General features: G+C 73.2%; 32 protein-coding genes, 1 other RNA gene and 1 pseudogene. 2 read left to right on the forward strand and 32 right to left on the reverse strand.

Features of this window, described 5'->3' with window-relative positions; genetic code table 11:
• Positions 1 to 94 precede the first annotated feature (94 nt).
• Positions 95 to 406 (forward strand): ArsR/SmtB family transcription factor, encoded by a 312-nt coding sequence (locus tag ZF1_RS28345; protein ID WP_208622872.1) that lies wholly within the window; start codon positions 95 to 97, stop codon positions 404 to 406.
• Between the two features lie 426 nt (positions 407 to 832).
• Complete coding sequence (locus tag ZF1_RS28350; protein ID WP_337826776.1) at positions 833 to 1,312, forward strand: translation initiation factor IF-2; 480 nt, start codon at positions 833 to 835, stop codon at positions 1,310 to 1,312.
• 268 nt (positions 1,313 to 1,580) lie between these two features.
• On the opposite strand, the gene ZF1_RS28355 is transcribed toward ZF1_RS28350, so the two are convergent.
• The 32 genes and pseudogenes from ZF1_RS28355 to ZF1_RS28510 form a co-directional block, all read right to left on the reverse strand.
• On the reverse strand, positions 1,581 to 2,408 hold the full coding sequence (locus ZF1_RS28355) for a hypothetical protein (protein ID WP_482638814.1): 828 nt from the start codon (positions 2,406 to 2,408) through the stop codon (positions 1,581 to 1,583).
• Between the two features lie 535 nt (positions 2,409 to 2,943).
• Positions 2,944 to 3,240, reverse strand: a complete 297-nt coding sequence (locus tag ZF1_RS28360; protein WP_357440262.1) for a hypothetical protein — start codon at positions 3,238 to 3,240, stop codon at positions 2,944 to 2,946.
• A 145-nt stretch (positions 3,241 to 3,385) separates the two neighbouring features.
• A complete protein-coding gene (locus ZF1_RS28365) occupies positions 3,386 to 3,547 on the reverse strand; it encodes a hypothetical protein (RefSeq protein WP_357440259.1) in 162 nt (53 codons plus the stop codon).
• A 456-nt stretch (positions 3,548 to 4,003) separates the two neighbouring features.
• Positions 4,004 to 4,930, reverse strand: a complete 927-nt coding sequence (locus ZF1_RS28370; RefSeq protein ID WP_281010753.1) for a DNA-processing protein DprA — start codon at positions 4,928 to 4,930, stop codon at positions 4,004 to 4,006.
• A gap of 136 nt (positions 4,931 to 5,066) precedes the next feature.
• Positions 5,067 to 5,309: a hypothetical protein gene (locus ZF1_RS28375; protein ID WP_482638815.1), complete on the reverse strand. Its 243-nt coding sequence runs from the start codon at positions 5,307 to 5,309 to the stop codon at positions 5,067 to 5,069.
• A gap of 431 nt (positions 5,310 to 5,740) precedes the next feature.
• A complete protein-coding gene (locus tag ZF1_RS28380; protein WP_482638816.1) occupies positions 5,741 to 6,499 on the reverse strand; it encodes a hypothetical protein in 759 nt (252 codons plus the stop codon).
• A 248-nt stretch (positions 6,500 to 6,747) separates the two neighbouring features.
• Entirely contained in the window at positions 6,748 to 6,963 is a 216-nt protein-coding gene (locus tag ZF1_RS28385; protein WP_281010748.1) for a hypothetical protein, read from the reverse strand.
• Positions 6,960 to 8,000, reverse strand: coding sequence for a bifunctional DNA primase/polymerase (locus ZF1_RS28390; protein ID WP_482638817.1), 1,041 nt, complete (start codon positions 7,998 to 8,000; stop codon positions 6,960 to 6,962). The genes ZF1_RS28385 and ZF1_RS28390 overlap by 4 nt, the downstream gene beginning before the upstream one ends.
• A 377-nt stretch (positions 8,001 to 8,377) precedes the next feature.
• The gene (locus ZF1_RS28395) at positions 8,378 to 9,034 is read right to left on the reverse strand and encodes a hypothetical protein (RefSeq protein WP_482638818.1); all 657 of its coding nucleotides are present in this window, start codon (positions 9,032 to 9,034) and stop codon (positions 8,378 to 8,380) included.
• Entirely contained in the window at positions 9,031 to 9,516 is a 486-nt protein-coding gene (locus ZF1_RS28400) for a hypothetical protein (protein WP_482638819.1), read from the reverse strand. Before ZF1_RS28400 ends, ZF1_RS28395 begins: the two co-directional genes overlap by 4 nt.
• A gap of 70 nt (positions 9,517 to 9,586) precedes the next feature.
• On the reverse strand, positions 9,587 to 9,910 hold the full coding sequence (locus ZF1_RS28405; protein ID WP_482638820.1) for a hypothetical protein: 324 nt from the start codon (positions 9,908 to 9,910) through the stop codon (positions 9,587 to 9,589).
• Complete coding sequence (locus ZF1_RS28410; protein ID WP_482638821.1) at positions 9,907 to 10,518, reverse strand: hypothetical protein; 612 nt, start codon at positions 10,516 to 10,518, stop codon at positions 9,907 to 9,909. Before ZF1_RS28410 ends, ZF1_RS28405 begins: the two co-directional genes overlap by 4 nt.
• Before the next feature lie 19 nt (positions 10,519 to 10,537).
• An RNA gene (locus ZF1_RS28415) (hammerhead ribozyme type II) lies at positions 10,538 to 10,605 on the reverse strand.
• 76 nt (positions 10,606 to 10,681) lie between these two features.
• The gene (locus tag ZF1_RS28420; RefSeq protein ID WP_482638822.1) at positions 10,682 to 11,062 is read right to left on the reverse strand and encodes a WhiB family transcriptional regulator; all 381 of its coding nucleotides are present in this window, start codon (positions 11,060 to 11,062) and stop codon (positions 10,682 to 10,684) included.
• Positions 11,063 to 11,181: 119 nt separating this feature from the next.
• Entirely contained in the window at positions 11,182 to 11,595 is a 414-nt protein-coding gene (locus tag ZF1_RS28425) for a single-stranded DNA-binding protein (protein WP_281010742.1), read from the reverse strand.
• 306 nt (positions 11,596 to 11,901) lie between these two features.
• A complete protein-coding gene (locus tag ZF1_RS28430; protein WP_281010741.1) occupies positions 11,902 to 12,525 on the reverse strand; it encodes a hypothetical protein in 624 nt (207 codons plus the stop codon).
• Between the two features lie 84 nt (positions 12,526 to 12,609).
• On the reverse strand, positions 12,610 to 12,801 hold the full coding sequence (locus tag ZF1_RS28435) for a hypothetical protein (RefSeq protein WP_357440234.1): 192 nt from the start codon (positions 12,799 to 12,801) through the stop codon (positions 12,610 to 12,612).
• A gap of 75 nt (positions 12,802 to 12,876) precedes the next feature.
• Complete coding sequence (locus tag ZF1_RS28440) at positions 12,877 to 13,650, reverse strand: hypothetical protein (protein ID WP_482638823.1); 774 nt, start codon at positions 13,648 to 13,650, stop codon at positions 12,877 to 12,879.
• Positions 13,647 to 14,411 (reverse strand): hypothetical protein, encoded by a 765-nt coding sequence (locus ZF1_RS28445; protein WP_482638824.1) that lies wholly within the window; start codon positions 14,409 to 14,411, stop codon positions 13,647 to 13,649. Before ZF1_RS28445 ends, ZF1_RS28440 begins: the two co-directional genes overlap by 4 nt.
• Before the next feature lie 91 nt (positions 14,412 to 14,502).
• Positions 14,503 to 15,267, reverse strand: coding sequence for a hypothetical protein (locus ZF1_RS28450; protein WP_482638825.1), 765 nt, complete (start codon positions 15,265 to 15,267; stop codon positions 14,503 to 14,505).
• Positions 15,264 to 16,397: a hypothetical protein gene (locus ZF1_RS28455; protein ID WP_482638826.1), complete on the reverse strand. Its 1,134-nt coding sequence runs from the start codon at positions 16,395 to 16,397 to the stop codon at positions 15,264 to 15,266. Before ZF1_RS28455 ends, ZF1_RS28450 begins: the two co-directional genes overlap by 4 nt.
• Positions 16,398 to 16,989: 592 nt before the next feature.
• Entirely contained in the window at positions 16,990 to 17,250 is a 261-nt protein-coding gene (locus ZF1_RS28460) for a hypothetical protein (RefSeq protein ID WP_357440221.1), read from the reverse strand.
• A gap of 77 nt (positions 17,251 to 17,327) precedes the next feature.
• Entirely contained in the window at positions 17,328 to 17,516 is a 189-nt protein-coding gene (locus ZF1_RS28465; RefSeq protein WP_482638827.1) for a hypothetical protein, read from the reverse strand.
• A gap of 480 nt (positions 17,517 to 17,996) precedes the next feature.
• Positions 17,997 to 18,248 (reverse strand): hypothetical protein, encoded by a 252-nt coding sequence (locus tag ZF1_RS28470; protein ID WP_357440216.1) that lies wholly within the window; start codon positions 18,246 to 18,248, stop codon positions 17,997 to 17,999.
• A 284-nt stretch (positions 18,249 to 18,532) separates the two neighbouring features.
• Positions 18,533 to 19,627: a hypothetical protein gene (locus ZF1_RS28475; RefSeq protein WP_482638828.1), complete on the reverse strand. Its 1,095-nt coding sequence runs from the start codon at positions 19,625 to 19,627 to the stop codon at positions 18,533 to 18,535.
• Positions 19,628 to 19,737: 110 nt separating this feature from the next.
• Complete coding sequence (locus tag ZF1_RS28480; protein WP_482638829.1) at positions 19,738 to 21,024, reverse strand: DUF1173 family protein; 1,287 nt, start codon at positions 21,022 to 21,024, stop codon at positions 19,738 to 19,740.
• 124 nt (positions 21,025 to 21,148) lie between these two features.
• Positions 21,149 to 21,463 carry a hypothetical protein gene (locus tag ZF1_RS28485; RefSeq protein WP_482638830.1) on the reverse strand — a complete coding sequence of 105 codons (315 nt, stop codon included), beginning with the start codon at positions 21,461 to 21,463 and terminating at the stop codon, positions 21,149 to 21,151.
• A gap of 232 nt (positions 21,464 to 21,695) precedes the next feature.
• Complete coding sequence (locus ZF1_RS28490) at positions 21,696 to 22,493, reverse strand: transposase family protein (RefSeq protein WP_379674574.1); 798 nt, start codon at positions 22,491 to 22,493, stop codon at positions 21,696 to 21,698.
• 122 nt (positions 22,494 to 22,615) lie between these two features.
• Positions 22,616 to 23,534: pseudogene (locus ZF1_RS28495) on the reverse strand (IS5 family transposase).
• Positions 23,535 to 24,168: 634 nt separating this feature from the next.
• Positions 24,169 to 24,432 (reverse strand): hypothetical protein, encoded by a 264-nt coding sequence (locus ZF1_RS28500; RefSeq protein ID WP_482638831.1) that lies wholly within the window; start codon positions 24,430 to 24,432, stop codon positions 24,169 to 24,171.
• Between the two features lie 188 nt (positions 24,433 to 24,620).
• Positions 24,621 to 25,271 (reverse strand): vitamin K epoxide reductase family protein, encoded by a 651-nt coding sequence (locus tag ZF1_RS28505; RefSeq protein WP_482638832.1) that lies wholly within the window; start codon positions 25,269 to 25,271, stop codon positions 24,621 to 24,623.
• Between the two features lie 6 nt (positions 25,272 to 25,277).
• Positions 25,278 to 25,982 (reverse strand): DsbA family protein, encoded by a 705-nt coding sequence (locus tag ZF1_RS28510; protein WP_482638833.1) that lies wholly within the window; start codon positions 25,980 to 25,982, stop codon positions 25,278 to 25,280.
• Positions 25,983 to 26,615 lie beyond the last annotated feature (633 nt).

A 26,615-nucleotide genomic window follows, 5' to 3' on the forward strand; every position in this document is an offset into this window, starting at 1 on the left:
AGGGCTCGTTCCCCCGTCGTGTCGGCCTGGCCGCCGCGACGGGGAACGCCGCTTCCGCGAACGAGGAATGCGCCGCGAACGAGGAGTGCGCCGGGTGAGCCATCCCCGACAGGTCGTCGGCTGGGCGGCCTGGTTCGCCGTGCTCGGCGATCCCAGCCGTCTCATGCTGCTCGTCCTGATCGCCCGCGACGGTCCGATCTCGGTCTCGGATCTCGCCGCGGCGAGCGGGCTCAAGGCCACCACGGTGTCCCACTCGCTCCGCCTGCTGCGCGTGCACGACATGGTGCGCACCGCGCGTGACGGGCACACCGTCCTGTACCGGTCGGCCCCCCACCCGGTCACCGACCTGCTCGACCGCGTGCTAACCCCCGCCGGACCTGCCCACGAGGATGCCGCCCCCCGATAAGCTTGCTCCTGCTTTGCACCCTCGGCCCTGCTGCCCACCGCCGTGCTGTTGCCCCGACGTCCGGCGCCACCGCTCACGAGGGCGGGCTCGAAACATCTCCGATGGAGGTGCGCAACGTCCCCAGCACGGATCGCCCCCACCACCTTCTGCAGATCGAACGCACCCCGCGGTTCCCATGCAGGAGCGGGTAGCTGGCCGACCGAACACCTACAAGCAGTGTCATTTTGCGTGGCGCCGGCCGGACTGCCGTTCAGCCGTCGTTCCACACTCGACGCTGCAGGGGCACCGACTGGTGACCCTGCGAGCGCCTTCGGGGTCAGCACTGAGTGGCCCAGAACAGGCTCGTGAGGGTCAGAGGAACCGCAGAGGTGGGGCACGTTGGCAGGCAAGGGCAGGACGAAGACGGACCGGCAGGTTCGGGACCGAGTGGCCGAGCTGGCGGCGGCCCGGGATCGGCTCGATGCCGAGGAGGCCGAACGCCGGCGGCGTGAGGACGAGGCGTTCGAGCGCTACGCGCGTGCGGACGCCGAGGCGGCCCAGGTCGTTGCCGAGCGGGACGCCGCGCTGGCCGACCTCGAGGCGCAGAGTCGGCGCGTGAGCGACGACGCCGATGCCGGGCTCGGTGAGATCGAGCAGCGGCAGCGCGAGATCCTCGCCGAGCTCAACCGCTCCGGCCGCAAGGTCGACGACCTGGCCGCGATGTTCGGTCTCGCGGTCAAGCGGGTGCGGACCCTCCTGCGGCAGGCACGGCCCCCGGCCGGGGCTGCCGCCACAGCGGCCGCGCCGCAGGCGCGCGCCGCCAACGACACAGCCCAGCAGGCCCCGACAGCGGACGCGGGCGACACCCCGGCGGCCATCCCGCCGGCCACCCCGGCCCCCGACGCCGCCGACCAGACCCCCGCATAGGCCGTTGCCGCCGTACGCCGGCCCGCCGACTCGGTGGCCACGCGGACGGGGCTGTGCCGCCGCCAGGCGGGTCCGCCGAACGCTCGGCCCGGCGCGGCCCTGAGCGCCTCGCGGATCCGCCGGCGGCCGCGGAATCCGCTCCGCCGGCGGACCCGTGGTGCGGCGACAGCGTGCCGCCGACCGACCGGCCCGGGGCTCGTGCCGTGCGCGGCCAGGCACACGAGAAAGGGGCCCCGCCGTGGCGGGGCCCCTTTCTCGGTGGTGCGGGTCAGGCGGGCTGGCGGGCGTGCCAGTCGGACACGGTGAACTTGTCCTCGGTGCGCAGGCACCGCCAGTCGCGGTTGAGCCGGGCGTTGCGCTCGACCGGGGTCGCCGACGTGGCGGCGATGTACTCGCATCGCGCGATCAGGACATCGGCCCGGGTCGCGGTGGCGGGCAGGATCGCCAGTCCGGCCGTGCCGCTGTCGCGGCAGTCCTCGCACAACCCGTCGTCGTGGCTGCGCTGCTGGTCACGGGTCGACCGCTCGACCCCGCACGGTGCGGCCACGCACGGCAGCCCCCGCATGGGCGGCACGGCGGCGCGGTCGTAGTCGAGCTGCTGGTAATCCGACTGCTCGTCGGTGACCTCGGCCGGGTCGACCCGCTCGTCAAAGTAGCGCCGCGACGCGGTGTCGTTGTCGGTGGCGCGCTGGCCGCGCCGCGGCTGCGGGCTGCCCTGGCGGGTGACCACCGCGCCCGGTCGGCGGCGGGCGTACTCGCGCCGCTCCGCGCGGGTCGCCTGGGCCATCCGCTCGGCCTGCTTGGCGGCCTCGGCGCGGCGCTCCGCGTGCGGCACGCACGCCAGCACCAGCGCGCGCCCGTCCTCGTCGCTGACCTTCCACAGGTCCCGCAGCTTCGCAATGGTGACCGCCGGGTGGGTCTCCAGGGCGGCGAGGATCTCGCCCAGCAGCGCGCGAGTGCTCACCGTCGCCGTGTCGGCGAGCCGCGCGGTACGGCGTCGCGCCTCGCGCGTCGCACCCGCCGCAATCAGGTCGGCCACCTGGCCCATCTCCTCGGCAGCGTCGATCGTGGTGGTTTCGGCGGTCTGGGTGTTCATCGTGACTGCACTCCTTCGCTGGCCGGTGCTCGGTAGCGGGTGGGCTTGTCGGCCCGTGATGGGTAGCGGGCGCCTTGCCCCGCTGCCGCTTCGCGGCGGTTGCACGGCCTCCGAGGCTCGACGTCAAGGGCAGCCCGAAGGCTGTCGCCGAAGGCGACGCGGAGCGCCAGCGGAGCGCCCTTGATGTTGAGTGAGGCCGTGCTTAGCTTTAGGGCCGACAGGCCCATCCGCCCCGCCGCAGGCGGGTCCCTCGGGGTTCTCGGCCCGCCGCGGCCTTGAGCGGCCCCACCCCACCGCCGCCCGCCCGGCCTGGCCGAGATCCCGGCCTGCTCTGGCGCGCGGCCCGGTAGGGCCGATGGCCGCGCCCCGGCGCGGCCGCCCTCCTCGGACCCCGCGCTGATGGCCGACCTGCCCGGGCACCGGCGGGTCGCTCCCGGCGTCGCCTACCTGGCCCGGCCTCGCGGCCGGGCGTGGATTGCTGGCGGCAGCCGCCACCGGCGCGGGCTGCGGCGTCTACGGCGCCGGGTCGGTGCCCTCACCGGCGGTGACGCTCGGGCATCTCGACGATCTCGTCGCGGCGGGAGTCCCAGGCGGTGCAGTGCACCCGCGACCGCCCCGCCCGCGGCCCGGTGAGGTCGACCTCGACCAGGGCGAAATCCGAGAACGGGATCACCGCCCAGGCCACCTCCCCGGTCAAGACTTCCTCGACCCGGTACTGGCAGTCCAGGTAGCCGCTGCGGTAGATCCCCCCGACCCGGCGGGGCCCGATCGCGGCCCGTGTCACCTGGTCCAGCTCGCCGAGCTGGTCGCTGCCCTTCGCTGCTGATGCCATCGTGGCTTCTCCTCCCGATCGTGCGTGCGGTGTCCGCGCGCCGATAGCGCGCGAGCTCGGGCCCGGCAGGACCTGTCGCCGCGCTCTACGCGGCGTTGCTACGGCGCAGGGGCCCCGCCGAGAGCGGGACCCCTGCGGGCCGCCCTCAGAAGGCCGGCTCCAGCGCGCCGAGCAGCTCGTCCTCGACGAGATCGGCGGCGATCTCGGCCTCACGCCGGGTCAGAACCGGCACGTCAGTCCCGGCGTAGACGTGGTGCCCCAGGACGGGGCTGAACTCGATGGCGCTGGAAGTAGTGACCGTGCTCATCTGGGCCTCCGGTGGTCGGTGCGGCTGGAACGCGGCGCAGCCTCAGCACGCCCGTGCCGGGGTCCCGAAGGGACGTCGGGGAGCCGGTGCTGGCCCGTGCGGGTGAGACCACCTCCCGACCCCGACGAACCCGACCCCGCCCGCCCGGTTGGCGCTCGCGTGCCTGCCCGGCGACCGGCGACGGTGACCAGCGGGCCGGGCCGGATCCCGCTGTGCGGCCGGCCACGGGGATGCCGCCGCGCCTAGCCGGGTGACGCCCGGGGGCGGTATCACCCGCACGGGTCGGCGGCGGCTCATCGGCGCGTGCCCCGGCACGGGTGTGCTGACCTCCGGGCGATCCAGCCGTGCCGACCACCGGAGGCCCCACCCGCACCGCTACCGGCACCGACGGCCACCGCCGGTGCCCACCAGCACCGAGCTGGCGACCACACCACCCCGGCCGGCACCGAGCAGGCCCTACGGCTCCAGGCCGAGCGCGTCGACCACGTCGGCGCAGTTGGTGACCAGCGTCGCGCCCTGCCGGAGCAGCTGGTGTGGCCCGGCCGACAGGACCGATGTGGCTGGACCGGGCACAGCCATCACGGCTGCGCCGAAGCCGCGCGCGGCCTCGGCGGTGTGCAGGGCCCCGGAGCGGGCGCCGGCCTCCACGACCACGGTGGCGTCTGCGAGGGCGGCCTGTAGCCGGTTACGGGCGATCACACGGCGGCGGCTCATCGTGGCCCCGGGCGGCTCGGCGCTGACCAGCAGCCCGGTCTGCGCGATCCGCTCGAGCAGGTTCTCGTGCGCGACCGGGTAGGCCCGGTCGATACCGCACGACAGCACGGCCACCGTGGTCCCGCGCCCGGCCAGGGCACCCCGATGCGCAGCGGCCTCGATCCCGAAGGAGGCCCCGGCCACCACCGCGTAGCCCCGGGCGGCGAGCCCGCCGGCGAGATCAGCAGCAACGTGGGTGCCGTAGCTGCTGGCCGCGCGCGCCCCGGTCACACACACCATCTCCGCGGACAGGACCGCCAGGTCGGCCTGGCCACGCACCCACAACCCCACCGTGCCGCTCAAGGCCGTGGTGGTGGGCCACTGGTCGTCCTCGGGGATCAGCAACCGTGCCCCGCACCGGGAACCGGTCTCGACGTCGGCGGCCGCCCCTGCGGCCGCGGCCCACACCTGCCCGCGGGTCACGTGCTCGGCCAGCGCCTCGGGGATCTCGCCGGTGTAGAGCTGCTCGGCCGCCGCACGGGGCCCGGCCTGCCGGATGAACTGCTCCAGGGCGGTCCCCCCGTGCTCGACCAGCCGCAGCAGGACCGCCCGCGCGGTGCGGGTCTCGGCGAGCGGGTCCGGGCCCGGCATCGGGCCGGGGATGGACAGGCGGATGTGGGTGATGGACATCAGGACACCTCGCGGATCGCAGGAGAAAGGGGGGTGGAAATGGGTGTGCCCGGGGTGGTGGCCACCCCGGGCACATGCGGGTCTCATCGACTGCCGGGCCGCCGCCCTGGCGGCCGGCGCCGCAGGCTGCGGCGGGTCAGTTGCCGGGCTCGTCGTCGGCGGGCTCGGCCTTGGTGATGGTGATGTTGTGCGCGGTGGGGATCACCAGGGCGCTGGTGATCCGGTGCTCGCCGGAGCACTCCGGGCAGGGGACGGTCTCCCCAGCCTCGTGGGCGCCGGGGATGATCCCGCCACGGTCGGCGCACCCGTCGGCGAACTCGACGAGGGTGTTGTCGTCGCTGAGCAGCAACCCGTTCTCCATGCGGAACTTCTCGGCCATCTCGGATACCTCCGTGTGCTCGGTCGGTGCGGCTGGAACGCGGCGCAGCCTCAGCACGCCCGGGCCGGGGTCCCGGTAGGGACGGCGGGGATCTGGTGCTGGCCCGACCGGTGTGAGACCGCCCGGCGTGCCCACGGCGCACCCGCCCACCCGCCCCGGGGTGCACACGCGCCCACGTCCGGCACCGGAGGGCAGGTGGAGCCCACGCCCACGGGGCACGGCCAGACTGGAGTCGGGGACCGGCATACCGGCACCGGCCGCCCACTGGAACCGATCAGGCGGTCTCACCCGGGCGGGTCGGCGGCAGATCATCGGCGCTCGCCCCGGCCCGGGTGTGCTGACCTTCGGGCGGTCCAGTCGCACCGACCGAGCACACCCCAAGGGGAGACCCACCCCGGACCCACGACCCGGATCCGGGGTGGCTGCTCAGATCAGAACGGGGCGCGGCCCTCGGCCCGCCAGACCGCGGCCGCGGCGAGCAGCTCCGCGGCCGTCGAGTCACCCCAGCCCTGCACCACCCGCAGCGCGAACACCGCCTGCTGCTGATCCCCCACACCGCCGCGGCCGCCGAGGAACTCGAGCAGCTCACAGACGTCGCCGTCGTCGGCTCCGGCCGTGACGGTGGCCGGTCCGCGGCGCAAGCCGCGGCGCAGCCGCCGGGCCTCCCGGGTGGCCTGCATCGCCGACCGCGCCGCCGCGCGGCCCCCGCGCCCGCTCGACGGGTCGAGCAGCCGGCTGGCCCAGTGCCGCCAGATCCGCGTCGTCGAGGGAACGTCGCCGAGCAGCGCGGCTACCTGGTAGACCGCCGGCTCGCCGCCGGCCCGGTTAGGACCGGGGTGGGGGTCGAGGACGTCCTGGCCGGGGCAGAACGGTTCTCGGCAGGGTTCGCCGTGCTCGGCGCCGCAGTCGCGGCAGCCCGCGGGCAGCGGCGCCCTGCCGAGCACCACCACCGTCGCGTTCTCCGGGTCGTCGGGGTCGAGCCGCCCATAGCGGCCGCACTGACCGCAGGTCACGGTCTGGTGCTCGCCCCAGTCGGGATCGGCCACGATCCGGCCCGCGCGATCGGCCGGGTGCAGGGCCACCGACCGGGTCGAGCAGGGGCACCGGTGGAGGGTGACCCGGTCCGGAATGAACTCGCCCAGCGTTGCGGCGGTCTGGGCGGGTTCGGTGGTGGGTTCGTGAACGGTCATGTGCTGCCTCCAGGTCGTGGCGGTGGGTGAGAGCACCTCCTCTGGGCACGACCGGGTGGGCCCCGGGCGTGGGTTCGCGCTGGCCCATCCGGTGTGGGATCACCACTGCCCACCCGCGGCCGTCGGTGCCTCGCCGGCGCGGTGATCCCGCCCGGATGGCGTCAGCACGCGTTCATCGCCGGGGCCCTCTCGGGCGTGCAGGGTGCGGCAGTCACCCCCCGCCACGACCTCGAGGCGCACCCCGCCGGCTACCTGGTGGTCTCGCCGCCGGCGGGATCCCGGTCGCCGAGCTCGGCGGGGCGGGAGAGGTACTCGATCCGGTCCGCGCGCCCGTGCGGGTTCTCGGTGATCCAGTTGGCGGTCGCGGCGGCGATCGCCTCACCGGCGGTGTGGCCGCGGATCTGGTCGTCGTGGGTGCGGCCGTCGGGCCAGTGCACCCGCACTGCGTGCCAGCGGCGGGTCACGACGCCTCCCCACCTGCAGCATCGGGACTCTCGGTGGCGGCGGTGCTGTGGCGGCGGTCGATACGCCTCGGGGATCGAGCGCCGAACGCCATCCCCCGCGTGACGGTGCGTTCTGCTTCGGCCTGGGTGAACTCGTCGACGCCGATGTGGACCGCCGCGGCGTCGAGCAGCAGGGCGTGGGCGTTGTCGGCGTCGAGCTCCCCGCCCCCGACGAGGCGGCCCAGGGTGCGGGCCGCGCCGAGCAGGGTGATCTGGCGCTGCCCCTTCGGTGCCTGTTCGACGGCGGCGGTCTCGCCGGCGAGGATCGCGGCCACGTAGGCGTTGGCCCGCCGGGTCGGCAGCGACACCGTCGCCGCCGGCCGCACCGGCGGCGGGGCCGGGGTGAGCAGCGTGGCCAGCCAGTCGGGCAGCTCGGCGATCTGGCCGTGCTCGGCCACGATGTAGGCGCCTTCCGGGCGGACGCTGCCGGCCCCGACGGCCATCCCGCCCCACGCCCGGGTGTCGATCAGCGGGCCGAGGCTGCCGCCCGTCCCCTGGGTGGTGTTGTGCAGCTCGAGCCCGGCCGGCATCCGGTAGTAGAGGTGCTCGCCATCGGTGGGGGTGCGCACCGAGTAGGTGTCGGTGAGCTCGCCGCCGTGCTGGTCGGTGAGCTGGTCGAGGACCTCCCGGCCGGTGGTCGCCCCGCCCCAGTCGGGCAGCGGGTCGGTGCTGGTGTCGAGGTCGACGACCACGATCCCGGACGGGCCGCACGCAATCCCCACATTGAACCGAGACGATTCATCGTCGCCGGACCACCAGCGGCAGATCTGGGCACGGTCACGGGTGGCCCGCTGCTCCCAGCCCTGGTGCCCGTCGGCGCACCCGCCGCGGCCGCGGCAGTGCCGCGCGGCGTGCCGCGGCACGGCGGGGTACTTCTGCCCGGGCTTGACCGGAAACACGTACAGCCCGGCGGCGGCCGCATCGAGTGCGACCCCGCGCAGCCGCACGACCTCCGGATCGGGCCGGCGGCCGCGCCGACGGGTTCGGGTGCGTGGCATGCGGTGGTCTCCCTCCCTGCCCGGCCGCGGGGGCTCAGCATCGCACCGACCGGTGCGGTTGCGGGACACATCAGTGCTGGTCTGGGTGCTCATCAGAGGTGGTCTCCGTTCGTGAGAGCCGCGCGGCGCGCAGCGGGGAAGAGGGGTTCGGTGTCGGGCCGGCCGGTGGGGCAGGCCGTGCGCCTGCCCCTTGGGGCGTGCCCGAAGGGCGTGTAGAGGCTCGCGGGTCCAGGGCAGCCCGCCAGGGCTGTCGCGACAGCGACGCGACAGGCGCCCTGGACGCGGGAGAAGCACGCCCGCACCCTCGGCCCGACACCGTCGAGCCAGAGGCAGCGCGGCGTAGCCGCTCCCCTCGCCGCGGTGGTCGTTGCTGCAGCTCAGCTGCGGTGGGAGGGGTGCAGACCCTCCCCGTCGACCGAACCCGACGCGGGCTCGGCGGGCGGTGCGGTGTCGTCTCCTGCAGGACCAGCCGCCGCGCGGGCTTCTCCCTCGGTGCAGTGGTGGACCAAGCCCAGATCGTCGTCCTCAACCAAGTAGCCGTCCCGGGCTGCAGCCCAACACTCCTGGTCGAGCTGCCGGATGGGACGGGGGTCGTTGCCGTCCTCGTCGGCGGCCCGTTTGGCGGCCTGCGCGGCGGCGAACGAACCGGGGTAATGCGGCTGCTCCCACACGTCGTTGCCGTCGACAATCCAGCACGGGCCGGTGATTCGGGCGACCCACGACGCCGGTGCGTCTGCGGCCCGGGGCCGCTGCTCGATCGCGTCCTGCACCCGCATGTGCTCGACGGCGTCTACCGGCTCCTGGGTGGGATCGTGGTGGTCGGCGGGGGACAAGCCCACCGGGCTGTCCTGAGCCCCCTGTGCGTCGAGGAGGCGTGTCACCGCTTCTGCCACCTCGACCGCGGCGTCGCCGCGGGCGTGGTAGAGCCGATCCGGGGGGCAGCCCGCCTCGAAATCGGGGTGGGCGACCAGCGCCGCGTGCGCGGTCACATACCGCGTGACCAGCCCAGTGAGGTCAGTCAGATCGCTGCTCACGACTGCACCGCCGTCAACTCGTCCTCGGCCGCGCTCCAGGACCGCACCGGTCGATCCGGCCGGCCCAGCAGCACCGCCAGGGCGGCCGGGTCGACCGTGCCGGCGGCGAGCCGGTCGAGCGTGGTCGTGGTGACCGGGAAGGTCTCGCGCAGCGCGTGCTCCTCGGCGGGCAGCGCATCGTGCAGCGCCTGGCGCAGGACCTCGACGATCGAGCCCTCCCCGGCCAGCAGCAGCGCGTAATCGCGCAGCGCGGCCGTGGACAAGCCCCAGTGGGTGTCGTCCTCCTCGTTGTCGGCGGCCGCGTGCCCACGCAGCCACACCGCCGCGTCGTCGATGTGTCCACCTGCGGCGATGGCTGCGGCGAGCGCATCAGCTTCCATGCAGGCCATCGTCGGACCGGCCTCGGCTGCGGTCCAGCCGTTGCCGAACACCCACGCCAGGTGCGCGATCACGACCTGATCGGTGCTGCTCTGCTGGTTCATGACAGTTCCCTTTCGCAGTAGACGGCTCAACGGATTGCCCCGCACGCGGGGCGGCACGGTCGGCGGCGTTTCAGCAGGTGGCCAGGCCGGTCGCGGTCAGGTCGTAGGCGCTGAGGCAGCCGATGCGTTCACCGTTCGCGGCGGTGACCACGTAGCCATCGGCGGCCGGGGCGATGCCGTAGGGCTGCGCGCGTTGCCGGGCGCGGTGGCAGCCGTCCGGGCACACGCCCTCGATGAGGGCCAGGCGGCCATCGGTGAGGCGGACCGGGGCCCGTCGCAGCACACCCTGCTCTGCGGCGGTGAGCCGGGCGGTGCGGGCCGTGACCAGCAGGTCGTGCACGATCAACGCGCGCGGGTGGCAGCGGCGCCGGTTGAGGGTGGCGACGCTGCTCACGAGGCCACCGCCCGGCCGCGCAGGTCGTCGAGGGCACAGCGCCAGGTTGCGGGCCGGGCGGTCGCGGCGGCGGCGTGCAGCGTCTGCTCGTCGACCGGTTCCGGGTCGAGCACCTCGACGCTGCCGGCGGGCAGGAACCGCAACCCGTCCTCGCCGGCGGGCGCGATCCCGACGCGTTCGCTCGTGCCGCGGGCGTAGCGGTCCGGGCCGATCCACCGGACCTCACCGGTGACGCCGACGTTCTTGCCGCGCTGGGTCAGCGATCGCACCCGGCGACCCACCCGCGGTGCGCTGGCGCGCGCCCGCGCGCGCTCGATCAGCTGGGGCGCCAGCTGGCGCCGGTACCAGGCCAGGGCGGCCTCGCGGACCTGCGGCGTCGCGTCGACCGAGGCGGTGTTGTGGTAGGTCCAGCCCCGCGTGCTGGCGTACTCGCGAGTGGTGACCTGCTCGCCGTCCCAGACCACGGCGAGGAAGTCGCTGTCGTCGTAGCCGTTGTGCTCGTAGGTCTCGAGCACCGCCCCCACAGCGGAGGTCTGGGGGTCCCCGCAGGGCCGGCCACTGTTCTTGATCTCGGTGGTGCAGGCGGGCCCGCACACGGTGATCGACATCGGATACCTCCCGAGTGAAGTGGATCTGCCTCGTCAGCGCCGGGGAGATCAACCCCGGCGGACGCCGCCGGCGGCGGCGTTTCGGCTCAGATGTCGTCGGGCGCGCACGAGCCCCAGCCGGGGGCTCGGGGCGCAGCGCCACGTCCGGTGTCGCCACCGACGATCAGGCGCTGGCGGCGGCGAGCCAGCGCTGCAGCGTGCGCGGACTGACGCCGTACTGCTCGGCCACAACGACGCGCGCAGTGCCCTGGCGGACACACGCCACCGCGGCGGCCCGCCGCGCCTGCCGCGGGCTACGCTCCGCAGCAGCCCGGCACGGGGTGCGGGGCCGCGACCGGCGGCGCTCGTCGTCGGTCGTTGCGCCCCACACCCCGACCTCGCCGGCCCGAACCGCCCAATCGAGGCAGGCCGCGGTCACCGGGCAGCGCCGGCACACGGCCTTGGCCCGCTCCACCTGGCGGGCCGCAGGGCGGCCGGTACCGACAGGGAAAAACAGCTCCGCGTTCTCCCGGCGGCAGGGCAGGTCGTGGTCCAGGAAATCCATCACTACTCACCTCGCATGCGGGCTCGGACAGGACCGGCCCCGGGACAGGGCCGGGAGTGGAGACCGGGCGGGGCGCCGCCGCTGTCGGTGGGGCGCCCCGCCCGGTAGCCGCCCGGGGGTCAGGCGACCGGCTCGGGGGCGGTGGTCGACCCGGTGTGCTCACGCCGGGGCTGGCGCGTGACGGTGATCGCCGCCTTGCGGGTGTCGGCCGTGACGATCTTGGCCTGCACCTCGGTGCGGGCGATCTCGCGTGACTGGCCGTCGTCGTCGGTCACGGTGAACGAGTTGTCGGCCAGCTGGCCGATCACGACCACGGGGTCACCGGAGCCCAGGTTGCTGGCGTTCTCGGCGACCGGACCGAACGCGACCACGTTCAGCCAGAGGGTCCGGCCGTCGCGCCACTCACCGGTGTCGCGGTCCTGGTAGCGCTTGTTGATCGCCAGGGAGAACTGCAGCCGCGCCCGCCCGGTGTGCTCGTTGAACTCGAAGGTGGGCTTCTTGCCGATGTTGCCGATGTAGGTCTGGTCGTTCATGGGTGCCTCCTGGATGCGTGTCGGGCTGGTTGGTGACGCGGCCCTGCCTCAGCGCGCCGTGGTGGGGCCCGTCAGGGGCGGCGGGGGTTCGACGCGGGCCCGAGCGGGTGGGATCGGCCGCCAGGCCGACGAGCAGCGCGAGCTCGTCTCACCCGCTCGGTGTCGGCGCCGGTTCATCGCCGCGACCCCCACCGCGGTGTGCTGACCTTCGGGCGTCTCCACACCGAGACCCGACACGTCTCCGGGAGGCACCCCGGTGGCGAGCCGCAGACGCCCCAGGACCGACGTCCGAGCCCTCGCCGCCCGCTACCGCGGGTGCCGTACACCGGCCAGCACGGTGCGGCCCTGGGTGATCGCGTCGTCGATGCCGTAGATGCCCCAGCAGGCCTCGACCTCGACCCAGTCCCCACCGCCGCATCCGCCGTGCTCGCACGCGGTCCCTGCGGGGCACGGTGTCCACTGTTCGGCGATGTAGCCGACGACCTGCCCGCTCGCCCACTGGTCGTAGCTCTCGACTTCGCCGCGCAGGTAGGCGCGGGCCTGCTCGTCACCGGGGTAGCTGTCCCCGCACGCGGTGCGCAGTTCGCTGCGGAGCAGGTACGCCAGCCCGGCTTGCCCGGAGTCCCACGGGTCGGCGAATGACCCGACCCGTGCCCCGGCGCGCAGGGCGAGGTCGCCGTGGGCGTAGCCCCAGACCGGCACCACGACGGCGTCGTGGAACACCGTCAGGTAGCGGGCGGGCAGGCGCCACCCGCCGCGTTCGCGCAGCTGCTGTAGCTGGCCGGTGTGGTCTTCCCACGGCAACGCGTGACGGGCCACGTCGAGTATCAGGTGCCCGACGGTGCCCCAGTCGCGCGGTGACTGCGGCGCGTCGTCGGGCAGGACCCGTACCCGGCCGCCGGGTACCTCGACGATCTCGATCTCTTCCATGGCTGGTGTCCCTTCACAGACGACGACGGGGGCGCCCCACCGCGTGCGGTGGGCGCCCCCGGTCGGGGAGTGCAGTGGTGGTGGTCAGTGCCAGATGACGTCGCGGGCCTGGTCGCGGGCGAACAGGGCGACTTCGCGCAGAACGTGGAGCCGGTCCTGCAGGTAGCCGGCGCGCCGGCCGAAGTCCAAGACCGTGCCGGCCGTGTTGAGGTCTCGGACCGGTACGCCGGCATCGGCGGGGGCCAGGGCCAGGGCCAGCTCGGCGCGGCCGAGCATCTGCTCGGCCGTGAGCTCCCCGACCAGGGGCGTGTCCGCCCCTGGCCGGGGCGGACACAGCCGCGGAGCCGACCCTCACTGCACCTGTCTGGCCGTCACGTGGTCGTGACCGTGCGGGCAGACCAGCTGGTGTGCGTGAGGGCACTGGTGTGGCGGCACCGCCGTCAGGTCCGTGGCCGCCGCAACCTCGGCCACGGCCACGGCCAGGGCCGGGAGCAGTCGCGGGTGCACCCGTAGCTGCACGTCCGCATACACCGGGGGGCGGTCCCCGCTGCGGGGCTGCCCGGCCAGATAGGGCGCGAAAGCAAGGTGAACCTGGCTGATCTGCAAGCTCTCGAGCGCGCCCCGGTGCGGGTGCTCGGTGGTCAGCCTCAGTGCGGGCAACCGCGAGGACGTGGAGGTGGTGATGCTGCCGGGCAGCACGGCCAGGTGCTGCCCGGCCTCGGCCACGATGGCGGTCTCGGCGTCGGCGAGGGCATCGGCGGCGCGCCGCCACGCCCGAGCCGCCGGGCGAACGTGGCGGTAGGCGGTGATCAGCCTGCGGCGCAGGTCCGCGGCGATCCGCTCGGCCGGCCTGCCGGGATCGACCGTCACCTGGGTGCGCAGGGCAGCCAGGTCGGGCAGGTCCGGTACGTCGCGGGCGTCGTCGGGCTCGGCGCAGCGCACGATCAGCCGCCCGGTCTGCGGGCCGTAGCCGCGGATGTGCAGCTCCAGTCGGTCACCGCCCGCGCTGACCAGCCCCACCCGCCCCTGGGGCTCGGTGACCCGCCAGGTCTGCTCGTCGAAGGTGCTCAGCGCGGCCGCGAGGCGCGCACCGATCTCACCGACGCTGCACTCGGGGCGGTTCACGCGTTCACCGCCCCGGCACCCGGGGCCAGCAGGCCGCTGCGGCGCAGGCCGGCGGCCATCTCGGCGGCCAGGTCGTCGACGGTGAGCACGCCGAGCTGGTGGTCGAGTATCCGGTCCCGGGCCGGTTCGAGGGCCTGGTCCAGAGCCTGGGCGAGGTAGGCCGCGATCATCGGCACCGCCGGGTCCTCACCATCGGGTGCCGGGCCGGGGTCGACGTGGGCGGCGAGCTCGTCGAGCGGGGCGTGCCCGTCGTCGTCGAGCTCGACGTCGGTCAGTCCGATCGCCTCGAACGCCGACCCGAGATGCTCGGTCAGATCGGCGCCGCAGATGCTGCCGTCGGCTTCGCGCAGCTGGGTCCAGGCCACGAACAATCCCAGGATCCACCGATCCGCCGGCACCTGCGTGCTCATCGCCCACGGGCTGTGCCCGCCAGCGGGGGCCAGCGCGCGCAGGGTGTCGTACTGGCGTGGGCTGGCCGGCGCGGTGGCGGAGCTCTGGTGGCGCCCCAGCACAGGCAGCAGCCCCTCGGGGGCGGTGGTGTCGGTGCACCCGGCCTCGGTCAGCTCGCCGTGCCGGTTCCACGCGCTGTAGGCCCAGCCGATGCGCCGGCGGTCCTGCTCGTGCGGGGCGAACCACACCTGCCCACCCAGCCGGGTGGTGAACAAGAACGAGGCCTCCCCCGGCGCGGGGGGCTGGGTGATCCGGTCCGGGTCGAGGCCGCGGACGGAGAAGATGCGGCGAATGTCAGCCAGGGTCGTCATCGACAGGGGTCCAATCTCTGCAAGCGATGCGGGGGACAGCGGCGCCCCGAGCCCGGTGGTCCGGGCTCGAGGCACCGCAGAACGTGCGAGGTCAGGTCGCGGCTGGAGCCGCCTGGCCCGCGGGGCGGTAGAGCTGCGCGACGTGTGTGGCGTGCCCGGCGCGCTGCCATGGCGGCCCGGAGATCACGGTGGGCATGAGCTGCCATCCGCCCTGGGCCAACGCGGCCGCCGCGGCGCGGGCGGCCGGGTCGCTGATCTCGCCGAGCGCCGGCCCGGGTGGGGCGTGCACGATCTGGGTCCCTGCGACCGGATCGTCGATGTAGATCAGCCCACTCGGGCGGTCCCACTCGGCCTCGACCGGCGCACAGACCGGCACAAACCCGGCGGCCGGTGACCCGGCCGCAAGCTCCCGGTGACCCGCGACGATCCGGTCCTGCCAGGCCAGCCCGGTGACGACGGCGAGGGCGCCCGGGTCGACCTGCAGGACCTCGGGCCGGGGCAGGGCGGCGGCCGGGACGTAGATCTCGCCGGAGCTGTCGCACTCGCCGGTCCACACGCCCAGGTCCGGGGCATACAGCGCGGCAGTGCCGAGGCAGCCCTCGTATGGGTCGTCCCAGGCCAGCCAGGTCGCGCCCGGCGCGACCGCGCGCAGCAACCCCGGCAGGTGCTCGTCGGCCACCGCCCCGTACCCACCCTGGGTGCTGGTGTAGGTGGCGCCGAGATAGATCCCGGCCCGCGCCGCGGGCGGGTCGTCGTCGACACACACCAGCTTGAGCTCGTCGAACACCACGCTCAGCGGGGTCGCCTCGCCGGCCGGGAGGTCGACCACGGTCACCGCGAACTCCACGGCGCTCACGCCGCCACCGCCGGCGCCGGGGTGTGGTCCTCGGGCTGCGGGTCGCGTGTGCCGTCGAACGGCGCGATCGGGGCGAGCTCGTCGACGATGTCACGCGCCACCCGCAGGACGGTGGCCGCGGCGGCCCGCACGATGTCGATGTCGCCGTCGGCCCAGCCCATGACGTAGGCGTCGGTGTAGGGCTCGGAGTCCAGCCCGAACGCGGCGCACACGATGTGGGCCACCGACTCGGCCTCGGTCTCGGCGCGCCCGCGGTGCTGTACCGGCGCGACGAAGCTGACCTGGTCGAGGTGTCCGCACCGGATGTGGGCGAGCTCGTGGATGGCGGTCTTGATCCGCTGGGCGTGGCTGACGTCGTCGCGCACCCGCACCAGCCGTGTGTCCGGCCCGGCCACGGTCACCCCGTTGGCCGTGCCCAGATAGCCGCTGCCGGGGGCGGCGAGGGCGTAGTCGTAGCCCTCGGCGCGGATCATGGCGACCACGTCGTCGTAGACCCCGGTCGGGTCGTCACCATCGAGCAGGACCGCCTGCTTGCCGCCGTGCAGCTTCACCTGGCGCCGCACCGCCACGGTGGGCACCTCGTAGTTGTCGGCCCACGGCGGAAGCGGCGCGGTCTGGGACAGCTCGAACGTCCGCTCGAACTTCCAGCCCGCGACAATGATCGGCAGCCGGTTCTGCGCGTCGCGCACGATCTTGCGGCCGGTGCGCTGCTCGTAGTCGGTGACCTCGTCCTCGCGCAGCCGCCGCTTGACCGGCGCCCAGATCTTGAACCCGGTCTCGCCGGCCATCACGGTGCGCTTGTGCTTGCGCCAGCCCGAGGTCCCGTCGTGGGCGCCGAAGGCCATGAACATCCGCGGCTCGATGCCGCGCTCGGCAGCCTGGGTCATGAGCAGGATCTGGTTGCCCAGCGAGTAGCGCGCGCCCCACTCGGCGACGGTCTCGATGAACTCCAGCCACTCGACCGGGTCGGCGGCCAGGCGCTCGAGGCGGGCCATCATGTCCTCGTGCGCGGCCGCCATCGCCTCACGACGTGCCTGCAGCTGCTCCTCGGTCGGCGCCGGCCGCGTGCGCTTGCGCGTGCGGGTCGTCGCCGTCGCGCGGGTGCGAGTGCGGGTGGTGGTCTGTCCCATGAGGGGCTCCGATCAGACGAATCAACCGCTCCCACCGGCCCCTGGGGAAGCAGGGCCGGTGGAAGCCCCACCGCGGTCGCGGTGGGACGTGACTCGCCCGCAGACCGGCGGGCGGCGCGGCGGGGCCGCGCGCTCGCCCGACCGGCGTGACACCACCCCACCCGCCCGAGGCGAGCAGACGTCGTGAAGCCGGTGGTGTCACCCGCGTCGGGTGCGGCCGGCGCGGCATCGTCGGGAAAGCCGCCCGCCGGGCTGCAGAGTCACCACGGCCCACCCCCGCCCGCGGTGCGGCCGAACCGCCACCGAACCCAGGCACTACCGAACCGGGTGGTGGCCCTGTGCCGCCGCGCGTTGCGCAGCGCCCGGACCGCATGGGTAGTGGTCCGTAGAGTGCGGTCGGGGTGGACGGGCCAGGTAGCGGCCGGCCCCGCAGGTGATCGCGGGCGATGCTGTGCCGCCGAAGGCGGGTCCGCTCTGAGCCCTCGGCCCGGCGCGGCCGTGAGCGCCCCCACCCGGCCGCCGGCCGCGGCCGCCCACTGGCACCGCTTCGCTTCTGGCGCGGTGTGCGCCGACGCCGCGGCCGAGGTCAGTCTCAGCTGCTCGGCGCGTCCTCGCGGACGACCACGATCATCCGGCCCGACCGGGCCTCCATGACGGTTCCGCCGTCGAGCACGACCGACACCGGCTCGTCCCTGCCGTGGTGCACGACGTCGGCCACCCGAGCACACGAGGTGGTGTCCACTCGTGCGGGGACGCCGTCGTAGTCGTGTCGTATCCGATCGATCGTGTCCAGGGGCAGCAGGTCCCCTGCCCGGATCTTCGTGGTGTGGGTCTGGTGGATCTCGATCTGCATCGGCTGGGGCCTCCTCGCCGGAACACAAGGGGAGGGGCCCCGCCCGGCGGGCGGGGCCCTTGGCGGGCGAGCCGCCCTCAGAAGGGCGGCTCGTCGTCGCCGGGCTCGGCCTCGCTGAGCCCGGTCGGCTCGTAGAGGTCGGCGAGCAGGTCCTCCAGGACGCGCTGGTCGTTGATGCTGAGCTGGGAGGGAAGGACCCCGTCGAGGGCCCAGAGGCCGGTCTCGGTGTCGATGTCGACGCGTCGGGTAGCGCTGGTGCTGCTCATGTGTGGGCCTCCGGTGCTCGGTGCGGCTGGAACGCGGCGCAGCCTCAGCGCGGCCGGGGTGGGGGCCCGTAGGGCCGGCGGCGGTTCTGGCTGGCCCATCCCGGTGTGACCCTGTACGCAGCCGCCACCGGTGCTGCCCGAGGTGACGGGGTCTCACCGGGATGGGTCGGCCAGGTTCGTCGGCGCTTGCCCCACCCCGGGTGTGCTGACCTTCGGGCGATCCAGTCGTGCCGAGCACCGGAGGCCCACCCCGCACCACCCACTGCTGCGGACGGCAACCCTGCAGACCCGACCGGCACCGCAGCCGGTGACCCAACCACCCCGGCCGGCACCGAGCTGGCCACCCGGCGGTGCCCACCGGCACCGGGCCTGGTGACCCGACCACCCCGGCCGGCACCGAGCTGGTGACCCAGGCACGTGACCGGCACCGCCCCTGGGCGTGCCGCCCGGCCGGCGCAGCCGGACGGCACGCGAGTCGGATCAGTCGCCGGGCTCGGTCTCGGGCTCGACCTCGGTGATGCTGATGTTGTGGGCGATCGGGGCGTAGACCGCCCCGCGGATCTCGTGCTCACCCGGGCACCGCGGGCACGGCACCTGGTCGCCGACCTCGTGCCGGCCGGGCACGATGTCGTGGGCGTCAGCACAGCCGTCCTGCCACTCGACGAACGTGGCGTCGCTCAGCGCCAGGCCCTCCTCGATCCGGGGGTTGACGATCGGGAACTGCTCGCTCATCACGGTCCTCCTCGCGGTGCTGGGTGGTGCGGCTGGAACGCGGCCCTGCCTCAGCACGGTCCGGGTGGGCCCGTCAGGGGCGGCGGGGATCCGGTGCTGGCCCGCCCGGCGTGGGATCGGCCGTAGGCCGACGAGCGAACAGCGAGCTCGTCCCACCCGCGGCGGTGTCGGCGGCGGGCATCGCCGCGGACCCACCTGGGGTGTGCTGACCTCCGGGCGATCCAGTCGTGCCTGCCCCGCCCCCGCGAGGACCACACCGGAGTGAGCAGCCCAGGCGCTGCCTGTCAGGGCTGCGGGAGCAGGGTGGCGCCCTCGGTCACTGCGGCGTGCTCGGCCAGCCGGCGGAACTCGTCCCGGACCTGCGCGACCCGGGACGGGTCACCGACCAGGAGCGTCACCAGCTCGGCCAGCGGCCACCGGACCGTGACGCCGTGCCGGGCCAGGTAGAACGCGAGATGCCCGACCTTCCACCGGTCGCCGGTGTCGAGCCAGGCATAGCCGAGCAGCTGCCACACCCACCGCGCGACCCGCGCGGGCTGATCGGCCCGCAGCACCGTCTTGACCTCCACCAGGGTGTCGCCGACCAACAGATCGGCCTCTGCCCAGTGCGGGACCAGCACCGGCGAGGCAAAGCCCAGGGACTGCCCACGACCGGGATCACCGGCCCACCCGCGCCAGTCCGCGAGCGTGCCGGACGACTCGACGACCCGCGCGATCGCGGCAGCGTCCTCGACGACCGCCGGTAGGGCCAGCGCGCGCAGCTGCTCCACCGTCGCCCCGCCGGCCTGTGCGATGCGAGCGAGCGGCGGCGGGGTGACGCCGGACCGGTAGCGGTCCTCGCCGAGAGTCCACACCGCGTGAGTGCGGGCCAGCGCCGCCTCGACACCGGCTGTGCCGATCACCCCGGTCGGGGCATGGCGGCGGGCGAAGACATGGCCGCGCTGGGCGAGTTCGGTGAAGACCGCGTCGCCGGGCCGCGGCCCGTGCTCGTCAGCCAGCGGCGCGAGCAGTGCGACGACATCGCTGGGGGAGGGGCGCAGCCCCACCGCGACCTCGGCCATGTCGGGCTCCTGGGCCAGCACAGCGCCCTGGGCTGGGTAGCCGGCGGCGATCGCGTTGCTCGCCTGCGCCGAGACCAGCTCAGCGCCGACGAGCCCACACAGGGCCGCGTACGGCGCGGCATCCTGCACCAGCGCGGCCGGCCGCGCGCTGGCGATCCCTCCCACCGCCGGCCAGTGGCCCGCCCCGACACGGCCCGGCGGCCGCGCCACCGTGGCCGTGGTCGCGCGGATCTGGTCGACCACAGCACCGGTGCCGGGCAGGTGTGCCGCGCACCAGCGCGCCAGCGCACCCTGCTGCAACTGCGAGGTCAACGACACCGCCGCCACCACCTTCCATCTCGCGCCTGGGCCGACAGCAGGTGCCGCGCCTGGGGCGCGGCCGACTCATCGACTGCCCGGCCCAGCAGGCAGGCGTCTCGACGGGGTGTTCAGTCCCCGGGCTGGCGGCACAGGTCGGGTAGCCGTTCCCGGACGTCCCACTCGATCAGCGGGGTGCCCGTGCTGCGGTAGTGGCTGACTTTGGCCTCCTTGCGGGCGGTGTAGTCCTCGCGGTCGAGCATCCCCCAGACCTCGACCATGGTCGCGGGTTCGGTGTCGGTGAGTACGAAGTCCGGCAGGACAGCGGAGTCACCGTCGTAGCGCAGGGGTTTGACGAAGGCCCGTTTCGCAGCGGTGAGGGCATCGGCCATGACGACTTCGTGCGTGGAGTCGGCCGGGACGAAGTCAGCGTTGGTCAACATGACCGCGGCGCCGACCGCGGACAGGTTGCCCTTCTCGCTGCGCGAGACCAGGGCGAGTAGGACCTGTTCGCTGCCGGCGGGGCGTCGGTCGGTCATCGCCGATGGCGCGGCGCGACGGATGCGCTCGTGCAAAGCTGTGGAGAAGAAGATCGGTGTGCGGTGGTGGCGCAGGTCGCAGCGCTGCCCGTACCGCGTCGGGTTCCAGGAACGGACTGCGCCGAGTAGCAACCCCCGCTGCACCGTCCCGTTGCGCTCGCCAAGGCGGCCGGTAAACCGCGCGAACGCGACGTCGTGCTGGTCAGGGTGTGCTGGATCGAACGGTGGGACCACGTAGCAGCTCCAGGCCAGAGGTAGCCCAGCCGAGGTCACTCCGGCGGTCGCAGCTTTGACCAGCGGGCTGCACCGGGCCCACCCGCGACGCCCGGCCTGCGGAGGGCTCGATGGGGCCGAGCGGGTCAGGTCGGCGCGTTCCCACAGGTAGTGCAGCAGCCCCAAGAGCCCCATCCGGGATCGTGTAGCTCCCCCGTCGCTGGAGCTTGCACTCGCCGTGACCGGGCTCGTCGTGCGGACCTGCAGCGGGAGCGACAACGCAACGCTCGCACCACCGCCTTCGTTCTCCTGGAGCGCGCTGGCCTGATACTGGCTTCGCCCGGACCACTGGCTGCCGTCGTTGTAGAACTCGCAGTCGCGTGCATGCTGCTGGCCGCCGCCGGGCCAGCAGGCCAGGTAGTAGACCCCTGCGCGGTGACGTATCACCAGCCGAGGGGCTGGATCGCTGCACAAACACCACCCGCACCCGTCCATCAGCTTTGCCTGCTCAATCAGGGCTCGGTAGACACCGGGGGCCCGCCGGAGCTGCGATAGAGCGATGCCCCGCCCGGCGATCTGCACCTGCGTCCCTGAGGTCTGCTTTTTTCGTCCCGGAGGCCCATGCCGCTGGCGGGTATCCCGCGGGCGCCCACGTTGGTCGGTCATGGTGGCCTCCTTGCTTGACCCGTGAGGGAATGTTGGTTCACCGACTCACCAGAGCATCGCCGCCCCAGACCGCGGCGCCGGGCGGCCGCTCCGCCGGGCCCGGCCCCGCAGACCGGCGGGGCGGTCAGTCCAGATCCAGCCCGTCCTCGAGGTCCAGCTCGTCGTAGGCGTCCTGCCCGTACTCCTCGCCCAGGTACTGGGCGAGCCGTTCCTCCTGCGCGGCCTGCCAACGATCTCTCAGATCGTTCTGGACTCGGGCCAGTGGCTCGTTGTCCAACGTGCCGACGCCACCCCTGACGTTCACGTCGACGACCCGGTTCACCAGTTCTTCGTCGGATGTCAGACTGTCGATACCTTCGTGAAGGTGACCGCGGCTGCCGAGAACCCAGTCGCCCTCGGTGAGCGTCGAAGCCGCGACCGGGGTTTCGTCGATCTCCACCTCTACTGTCTGCCCATCGAGGGGGACCGAGCGAAACGTACGGAGCTCATGGTCAGCCCGGAGCTGACCGTACAGGGAATAGCTCTCTCGATCGATAGTCGTCATATCGCGGCGATATTCTCTGTTATGCCGGGACCAATCCTCTGAGCTCGCCGGGCGGTACGACTGGTAGTCCCTTATCAGCTCGCTCTTTCGCGTGTCCAGCTCCGACAGTGAGCCTTTGCCAACCTGATCACGCGCTGGCGATCATGAGGGTCTGAACTGCGGCGATGAGCCTGTCGGCGGTGTTCGGGCTGGACCGGATCTTGCGCAGGACTCGCCAGTTCTTCAGCTCGGCGTTGACCCGCTCACCCGGTCCGCGACGGTGGGCGTGGGCGGTGTTCACGTCCTTCTGGTGTCGCGACAGCTTCCGGAAACGGCCGGTGTCGGGGTCCTTACGTCGACGCCGCTGCGGCACGGCGACCGTAGGACCGGCGCCTTGGTAGGCGGTGTCGGCCGCGGCGGGGATCTCATGCTCGGCCAGGGCGTCGATGATCCCGTGCTCGCGGGCTGCGCCCATGTCGTGCCGCGCGCCCGGCATCGGCGGGGAGATCCACACCAGGCGGCCGACCGGGTCCGCGATGACCTGCACGTTCAGCCCGTGGGCCTTGTGCTTTCCAGAGTAGAACGCCCGGTCGTAGCCCGATGCCATCCCGACCCGGTCGATGCGCAACAGGGTGCCGTCGAGGATCACGAACGCCTTCCGTTTCGCGACCTCGATGGCTTGTTCCAGGGTGGGGGCCTTCGCGGCGAGCAGCTCGATCCCCTCCTGGATGTAGCGGTAGACCGTGGAGGTGCCGACCCCGAACCCGCAGGCCAACTCGGCGTAGGTGTCGTTCTTGCGCAGGTGCGCGACCACCAGCAGCGCCTGGCGGCCGGCGGCGAGCTTGCGCCACCGGGTTCCACGGGCGGCGCGGTGTCCGCGCAGGAGATCGGCGAGCAGGTTGAGCGCGCGGCTGGACACGGTCATCCCAGACGGGTAGGACAACACCTTGAAGCTCCTGGTAGGACGTGTTGATCTAGTCAATCGCCCGTCTACCAGGAGCTTCACCCATTCGAGGCCACGACACGCCGCAGCCCGCTGACCTGCTCATCCAGCAGGTTGGCAAAGGCTCACTGTCGTGTCCATCCGGTAAGAGCGTGTTTGAGAAGATCAAGTCGCGGGTGTGAAGACGTACTTCTGTTGGCGGGCGGCCGGCTTGCCGCGGGCGATGCGGCGGGTGATGGTGTTGATCGCGGCCCAGCGGATCATGGCCTCGGAGACGGCGGGGTGGCGTTCGTAGTCGCGGGCCAGACGGCGGTGTGCGGTCAGCCAGGCCAGTGTCCGCTCGACCACCCAGCGGCGCGGGAGGACGGCGAACCCGCGCTGCTCAGGCGGTTTGCGCACGACCTCGACGCTGGTGCGCAGGATCGTGTTCGCCCACTCCAGCAGGCGTCCGGCGAACCCGGCGTCGGCGTAGACGAACCGCACCCTGGTGCGCAGGTACAGGTCGAGCAGGATCGACTTCGCCCCGTCGCGGTCCTGCACCGACGCCGAGCACACCACAGTGGTCAACAGCAGGCCCAGGGTGTCGGTCACGATGAACCGCTTCCGGCCGTTGATCTTCTTCCCTGCGTCGAAGCCGCGCGAGTCCTGCCCGACGGTGTCGGCACCCTTCACCGACTGCGAGTCGATGATCCCCGCGCTCGGTTCCGGGTCCCGCCCCTCGTCGGCACGTAGCTGACGGCGCACGACCGGGAGGATCTTCTCGGTGACCTTCTGCTGTTCCCACCGGTTGAAATACCAGTAGACGGTCTGCCAGGGCGGGAAGTCCGCTGGTAGAGCCCGCCAAGCGCACCCCGCCCGCACGACGTAGAGGATCGCGTCGACCACGTCCCGGCGCGGGTGCTTCTCCGGACGCCCACCCGCCCCGGCCTCGGGCAACAGCGGTTCGATCAACGCCCACTGCTCATCGCTGGTGTCCGAGGGATACCGCCGCTGACGCCGAGCCACCCGTCCACGATGGACCAGAGCGCGGCCCGCGCGGCGCAGACACGCCGACCCTTCTCAAACACGGTCTAAGAGACAGCGCCGGCCACAATCGAGGGGACCGCGTTCATACCGTCCGGTCCGACCCGCTCCTGGCCAGGGTGCTCCGCCGCCGCCGACAAGACCGTGCTCACCCTCGTCGAGGCCGCCACGGTGCTCATCACCAGGAGGACGAGGTCGTGATCCGCCAACACCGCGGCGATTATCAACGTCAAAAAGCGTGGCATAACGTGCATTATCCTGTTGTACGGACGCTGTGGTTTTTGTTGCTTGTGCAACGACACCGTTGTCGATTCTCAGCGAGCTGCACAACTCTCACCTCCCTGAGCAGCGCGCTGAACAGCGTTCTCATCGAAGGTGAACAGCCGGGTCGGGGCGGCGGGCGAAACGGAACTCGCGTGTGTGGGTCTTTCGGGGTCCCGCCGACCGGGTCGTCACCGGTCGACGAGCCCGGTCCACAATGAAGGAGGTACGAGCGCTCTGGGGCTGCGGAACGCGGTCAGGTGGTGGTCCGCGCCGACCGTGAGCGGGTCCAGCCCGGCGGGACGCCCGGGACCGCGGCTCACGACGCAGGCCGGGGAAGCGGACCAGGCCCGCGCGCTCGGCCGGGGAGGGGGCCGGGCGGGATGGCTGCCGGTCAGTCCCGGTCGAGTCGCTCCAGGATCCGGGCGAGGAGCGCTTGGGTCTGCTCGTTTGACCGCTCTAGGGCGTCGAACCGTGCGTCGTGGGCCTCGAACCGAGCGCCCAGGGCGTCGAGCCGGTCGCTTGTGCCCTCCGCGAGCTGGTCGACCTTTGCGTCCAGCGCGTCGACCTTGCCTTCGATGCGGGAGCTGATCTCGTACAGGGAGTCGACGTCGGCGCCCTGTTGCCGTAGACGGGGCTCCGCCTCGGGAGACGACATACCGGGCAGCCTACGACACCCGGCGGCCGCCGATGACCGCGACCGCCGCCCAGGGTGTGGCTGCGGGGCGCCCCTCTTGTTGCGCGCCGCTGCCGCCGGCTACGGCCCGGACGTGCCGGTGCCGCAGCCAGCGGCGGTCAGGGCGGTGACGGCAGCGAGCAGCACCGTGACCGCCCGGAACGCGCGCCTCATGACGTGGCTGCTGCGACCCAGAAGTCCCAGAACCGCGCCAGGATCAGGGCCAGGACGACCAGGAACCAGCCGGTGAGCAGGATGCCGTGCGCTGCGCGGATGCCCGTGAGCAGTCGCCGGGCCCCGGTCGGCATGCGGTCCGCGACGGCGTCGAGGTTGCGCAGGGTGACGTACCAGGAGATCGGCATCGTCACGGCCCAGACCACCATGCAGTAGGGGCACAGCGCGCCGATCGTGTACAGGCTCTGGCCGATCAGCCAGTGCACGAACCCGGCGCCGAAGACCACCCCGGCCTGCAGGCCTGCCCAGTACCACCCGCGCATCCGCGCACCGGCCAGCAACGCTGCGCCGGTGGCGGCGACGACCGCGAACCCGCCGAGTCCGATCAGGGAGTTCGGGAAACCGAACGCCGTGGCCTGCGGCGTCGCCATGACCGAGCCGCAGCTCAGCACCGGGTTGATGCTGCAGCTCGGTTGGTAGGAGGGGTCGGCGAGCTGTGCGATCTTCTCGACCGTCAGCGCGAACGCGGCCAGAAGCCCGACCGCGCCGCCCAGTAGAAGCACCCAGGGAAGGGCGCGCGGGAGTGCGCCGGCTCCACGAGGGGCCTGGGTCGCGATCTCGCGCGAACCATCAAGGAGGTCGGTCATGGCCGGTCAGCTCCTGGCGAGCGCGTCGTCGAGCGCGCGGGTCAGGTCGTCGTAGGACTCCGGGTTCAGCTGCTCGCCGTTGACGAAGAAGGTCGGCGTTCCCTGCACGCCGAGGGCCAGGCCGTCGTCGCGGTCGGCGAGGACGCGATCGAGGGTGGCAGGATCGTTGTAGGCGGCGTCGAAGCGGGCCATGTCGAGACCGAGTTGCTCGGCGTAACCGCGGAAGCGGCCGTCCATCGGGACCTGCTGCTCGCCCCACTCCTGCTGGGTCTCGAACATCAGCTTGTACATCGCCTGCAACTGCCCCTGCTGCGCGGCGGCCTCGACCGCGCGGGCGGCCGGCTCGGCGTTGAAGTGGCCGGGCCCGGGAAAGTAGCGGATGACGAAGTTGACGCGGTCGCCGTACTGCTGGCGGAGCTGCTCGATCGCCGGGTAGACCGCCCCGCAGGCCTCACATTCGAAGTCGAGGAACTCCACGAAGGTCACCTCGGATCCGGGCGCGGTGGACAGCCGGTGGCTGTTGTCCCGGACCGCGACCGATGCGGCCTCGGAGCTGTTGCTCGGGGTGTCACCGCCGAGCCGCGTGAGTCCGAACAGGACGGCCACGACGAGGACGAAGACGCCCGCGACGATCAGGGAGAGCTTCGTGTTCGATATGCCTCGCCGCGGCGCGGCGGACGATGACGTGGGGGTGCGCGAGGCGCGTGACATGAGAAGGCCCTTCGGGGCTGGGCGGCGTCGTGCCGCGGTTGGATCCGGGTTCCCTACGGTCCGGGCACGACGCCGTATCGACCGCCCGACGGGCCGGTCATGCACGGGTCGGGCTCGGCGCCCGGGCGGATCAGTTCCGATTGACGCAGAGCACTGCGACGGGTGTGAGCACCGCCGCCGGAGGCACTGGGCCCGAGACCGATTCGGCCGGCACGGGCGGCTTCACCTGGTCCGCCCCGAAGCTCGCGGAGACGACTGGCGGACCGCCATCCCGTGACGGGTCGACCCCGCGGATCGCCGTGTCACCGCCGGCGTGCCCGCCTCCCGAGCCGTGCTGGCAGGGCCGGTCTGGGGTGCACGGGCCGGACGGTGTCGGCGGGATCGGGACGTCTCCGGTCATCGGAGTCGTGGTCGCCGCTTCGGCGCCGGTACCCGCCTCGGGCAGGCAATCGGGACACGTCGCGGTCTGCTGGACCGGAGTCGTGTCTGCGGCGACCGTCGCCACCGGCCGCTCGGAGGCGGCGGCGTGGCAGGCCAGGATCGAGCCCAGCGCCGTGTGAACTAGCACAGCCGCCAGCAGGACGAGGAGCGTCCGAGCAGGACGTGGTGTCGCGGTCCGCACCGTCATCGTCC

This window comes from Pseudonocardia sp. ZF1, assembly GCF_056835605.1.

What these genes read in the sequence shown, in the direction of transcription:
- ZF1_RS28355 (WP_482638814.1), bottom strand. Translation starts at nt 2,408, where the DNA reads ATGAACACCCAGACCGCCGAAACCACCACGATCGACGCTGCCGAGGAG.
- ZF1_RS28360 (WP_357440262.1), bottom strand. Translation starts at nt 3,240, where the DNA reads ATGGCATCAGCAGCGAAGGGCAGCGACCAGCTCGGCGAGCTGGACCAG.
- ZF1_RS28365 (WP_357440259.1), bottom strand. Translation starts at nt 3,547, where the DNA reads ATGAGCACGGTCACTACTTCCAGCGCCATCGAGTTCAGCCCCGTCCTG.
- ZF1_RS28370 (WP_281010753.1), bottom strand. Translation starts at nt 4,930, where the DNA reads ATGTCCATCACCCACATCCGCCTGTCCATCCCCGGCCCGATGCCGGGC.
- ZF1_RS28375 (WP_482638815.1), bottom strand. Translation starts at nt 5,309, where the DNA reads ATGGCCGAGAAGTTCCGCATGGAGAACGGGTTGCTGCTCAGCGACGAC.
- ZF1_RS28380 (WP_482638816.1), bottom strand. Translation starts at nt 6,499, where the DNA reads ATGACCGTTCACGAACCCACCACCGAACCCGCCCAGACCGCCGCAACG.
- ZF1_RS28390 (WP_482638817.1), bottom strand. Translation starts at nt 8,000, where the DNA reads ATGCCACGCACCCGAACCCGTCGGCGCGGCCGCCGGCCCGATCCGGAG.
- ZF1_RS28400 (WP_482638819.1), bottom strand. Translation starts at nt 9,516, where the DNA reads ATGAACCAGCAGAGCAGCACCGATCAGGTCGTGATCGCGCACCTGGCG.
- ZF1_RS28410 (WP_482638821.1), bottom strand. Translation starts at nt 10,518, where the DNA reads ATGTCGATCACCGTGTGCGGGCCCGCCTGCACCACCGAGATCAAGAAC.
- ZF1_RS28420 (WP_482638822.1), bottom strand. Translation starts at nt 11,062, where the DNA reads ATGGATTTCCTGGACCACGACCTGCCCTGCCGCCGGGAGAACGCGGAG.
- ZF1_RS28425 (WP_281010742.1), bottom strand. Translation starts at nt 11,595, where the DNA reads ATGAACGACCAGACCTACATCGGCAACATCGGCAAGAAGCCCACCTTC.
- ZF1_RS28430 (WP_281010741.1), bottom strand. Translation starts at nt 12,525, where the DNA reads ATGGAAGAGATCGAGATCGTCGAGGTACCCGGCGGCCGGGTACGGGTC.
- ZF1_RS28435 (WP_357440234.1), bottom strand. Translation starts at nt 12,801, where the DNA reads ATGCTCGGCCGCGCCGAGCTGGCCCTGGCCCTGGCCCCCGCCGATGCC.
- ZF1_RS28445 (WP_482638824.1), bottom strand. Translation starts at nt 14,411, where the DNA reads ATGACGACCCTGGCTGACATTCGCCGCATCTTCTCCGTCCGCGGCCTC.
- ZF1_RS28455 (WP_482638826.1), bottom strand. Translation starts at nt 16,397, where the DNA reads ATGGGACAGACCACCACCCGCACTCGCACCCGCGCGACGGCGACGACC.
- ZF1_RS28460 (WP_357440221.1), bottom strand. Translation starts at nt 17,250, where the DNA reads ATGCAGATCGAGATCCACCAGACCCACACCACGAAGATCCGGGCAGGG.
- ZF1_RS28465 (WP_482638827.1), bottom strand. Translation starts at nt 17,516, where the DNA reads ATGAGCAGCACCAGCGCTACCCGACGCGTCGACATCGACACCGAGACC.
- ZF1_RS28470 (WP_357440216.1), bottom strand. Translation starts at nt 18,248, where the DNA reads ATGAGCGAGCAGTTCCCGATCGTCAACCCCCGGATCGAGGAGGGCCTG.
- ZF1_RS28480 (WP_482638829.1), bottom strand. Translation starts at nt 21,024, where the DNA reads ATGACCGACCAACGTGGGCGCCCGCGGGATACCCGCCAGCGGCATGGG.
- ZF1_RS28500 (WP_482638831.1), bottom strand. Translation starts at nt 24,432, where the DNA reads ATGTCGTCTCCCGAGGCGGAGCCCCGTCTACGGCAACAGGGCGCCGAC.
- ZF1_RS28505 (WP_482638832.1), bottom strand. Translation starts at nt 25,271, where the DNA reads ATGACCGACCTCCTTGATGGTTCGCGCGAGATCGCGACCCAGGCCCCT.
- ZF1_RS28510 (WP_482638833.1), bottom strand. Translation starts at nt 25,982, where the DNA reads ATGTCACGCGCCTCGCGCACCCCCACGTCATCGTCCGCCGCGCCGCGG.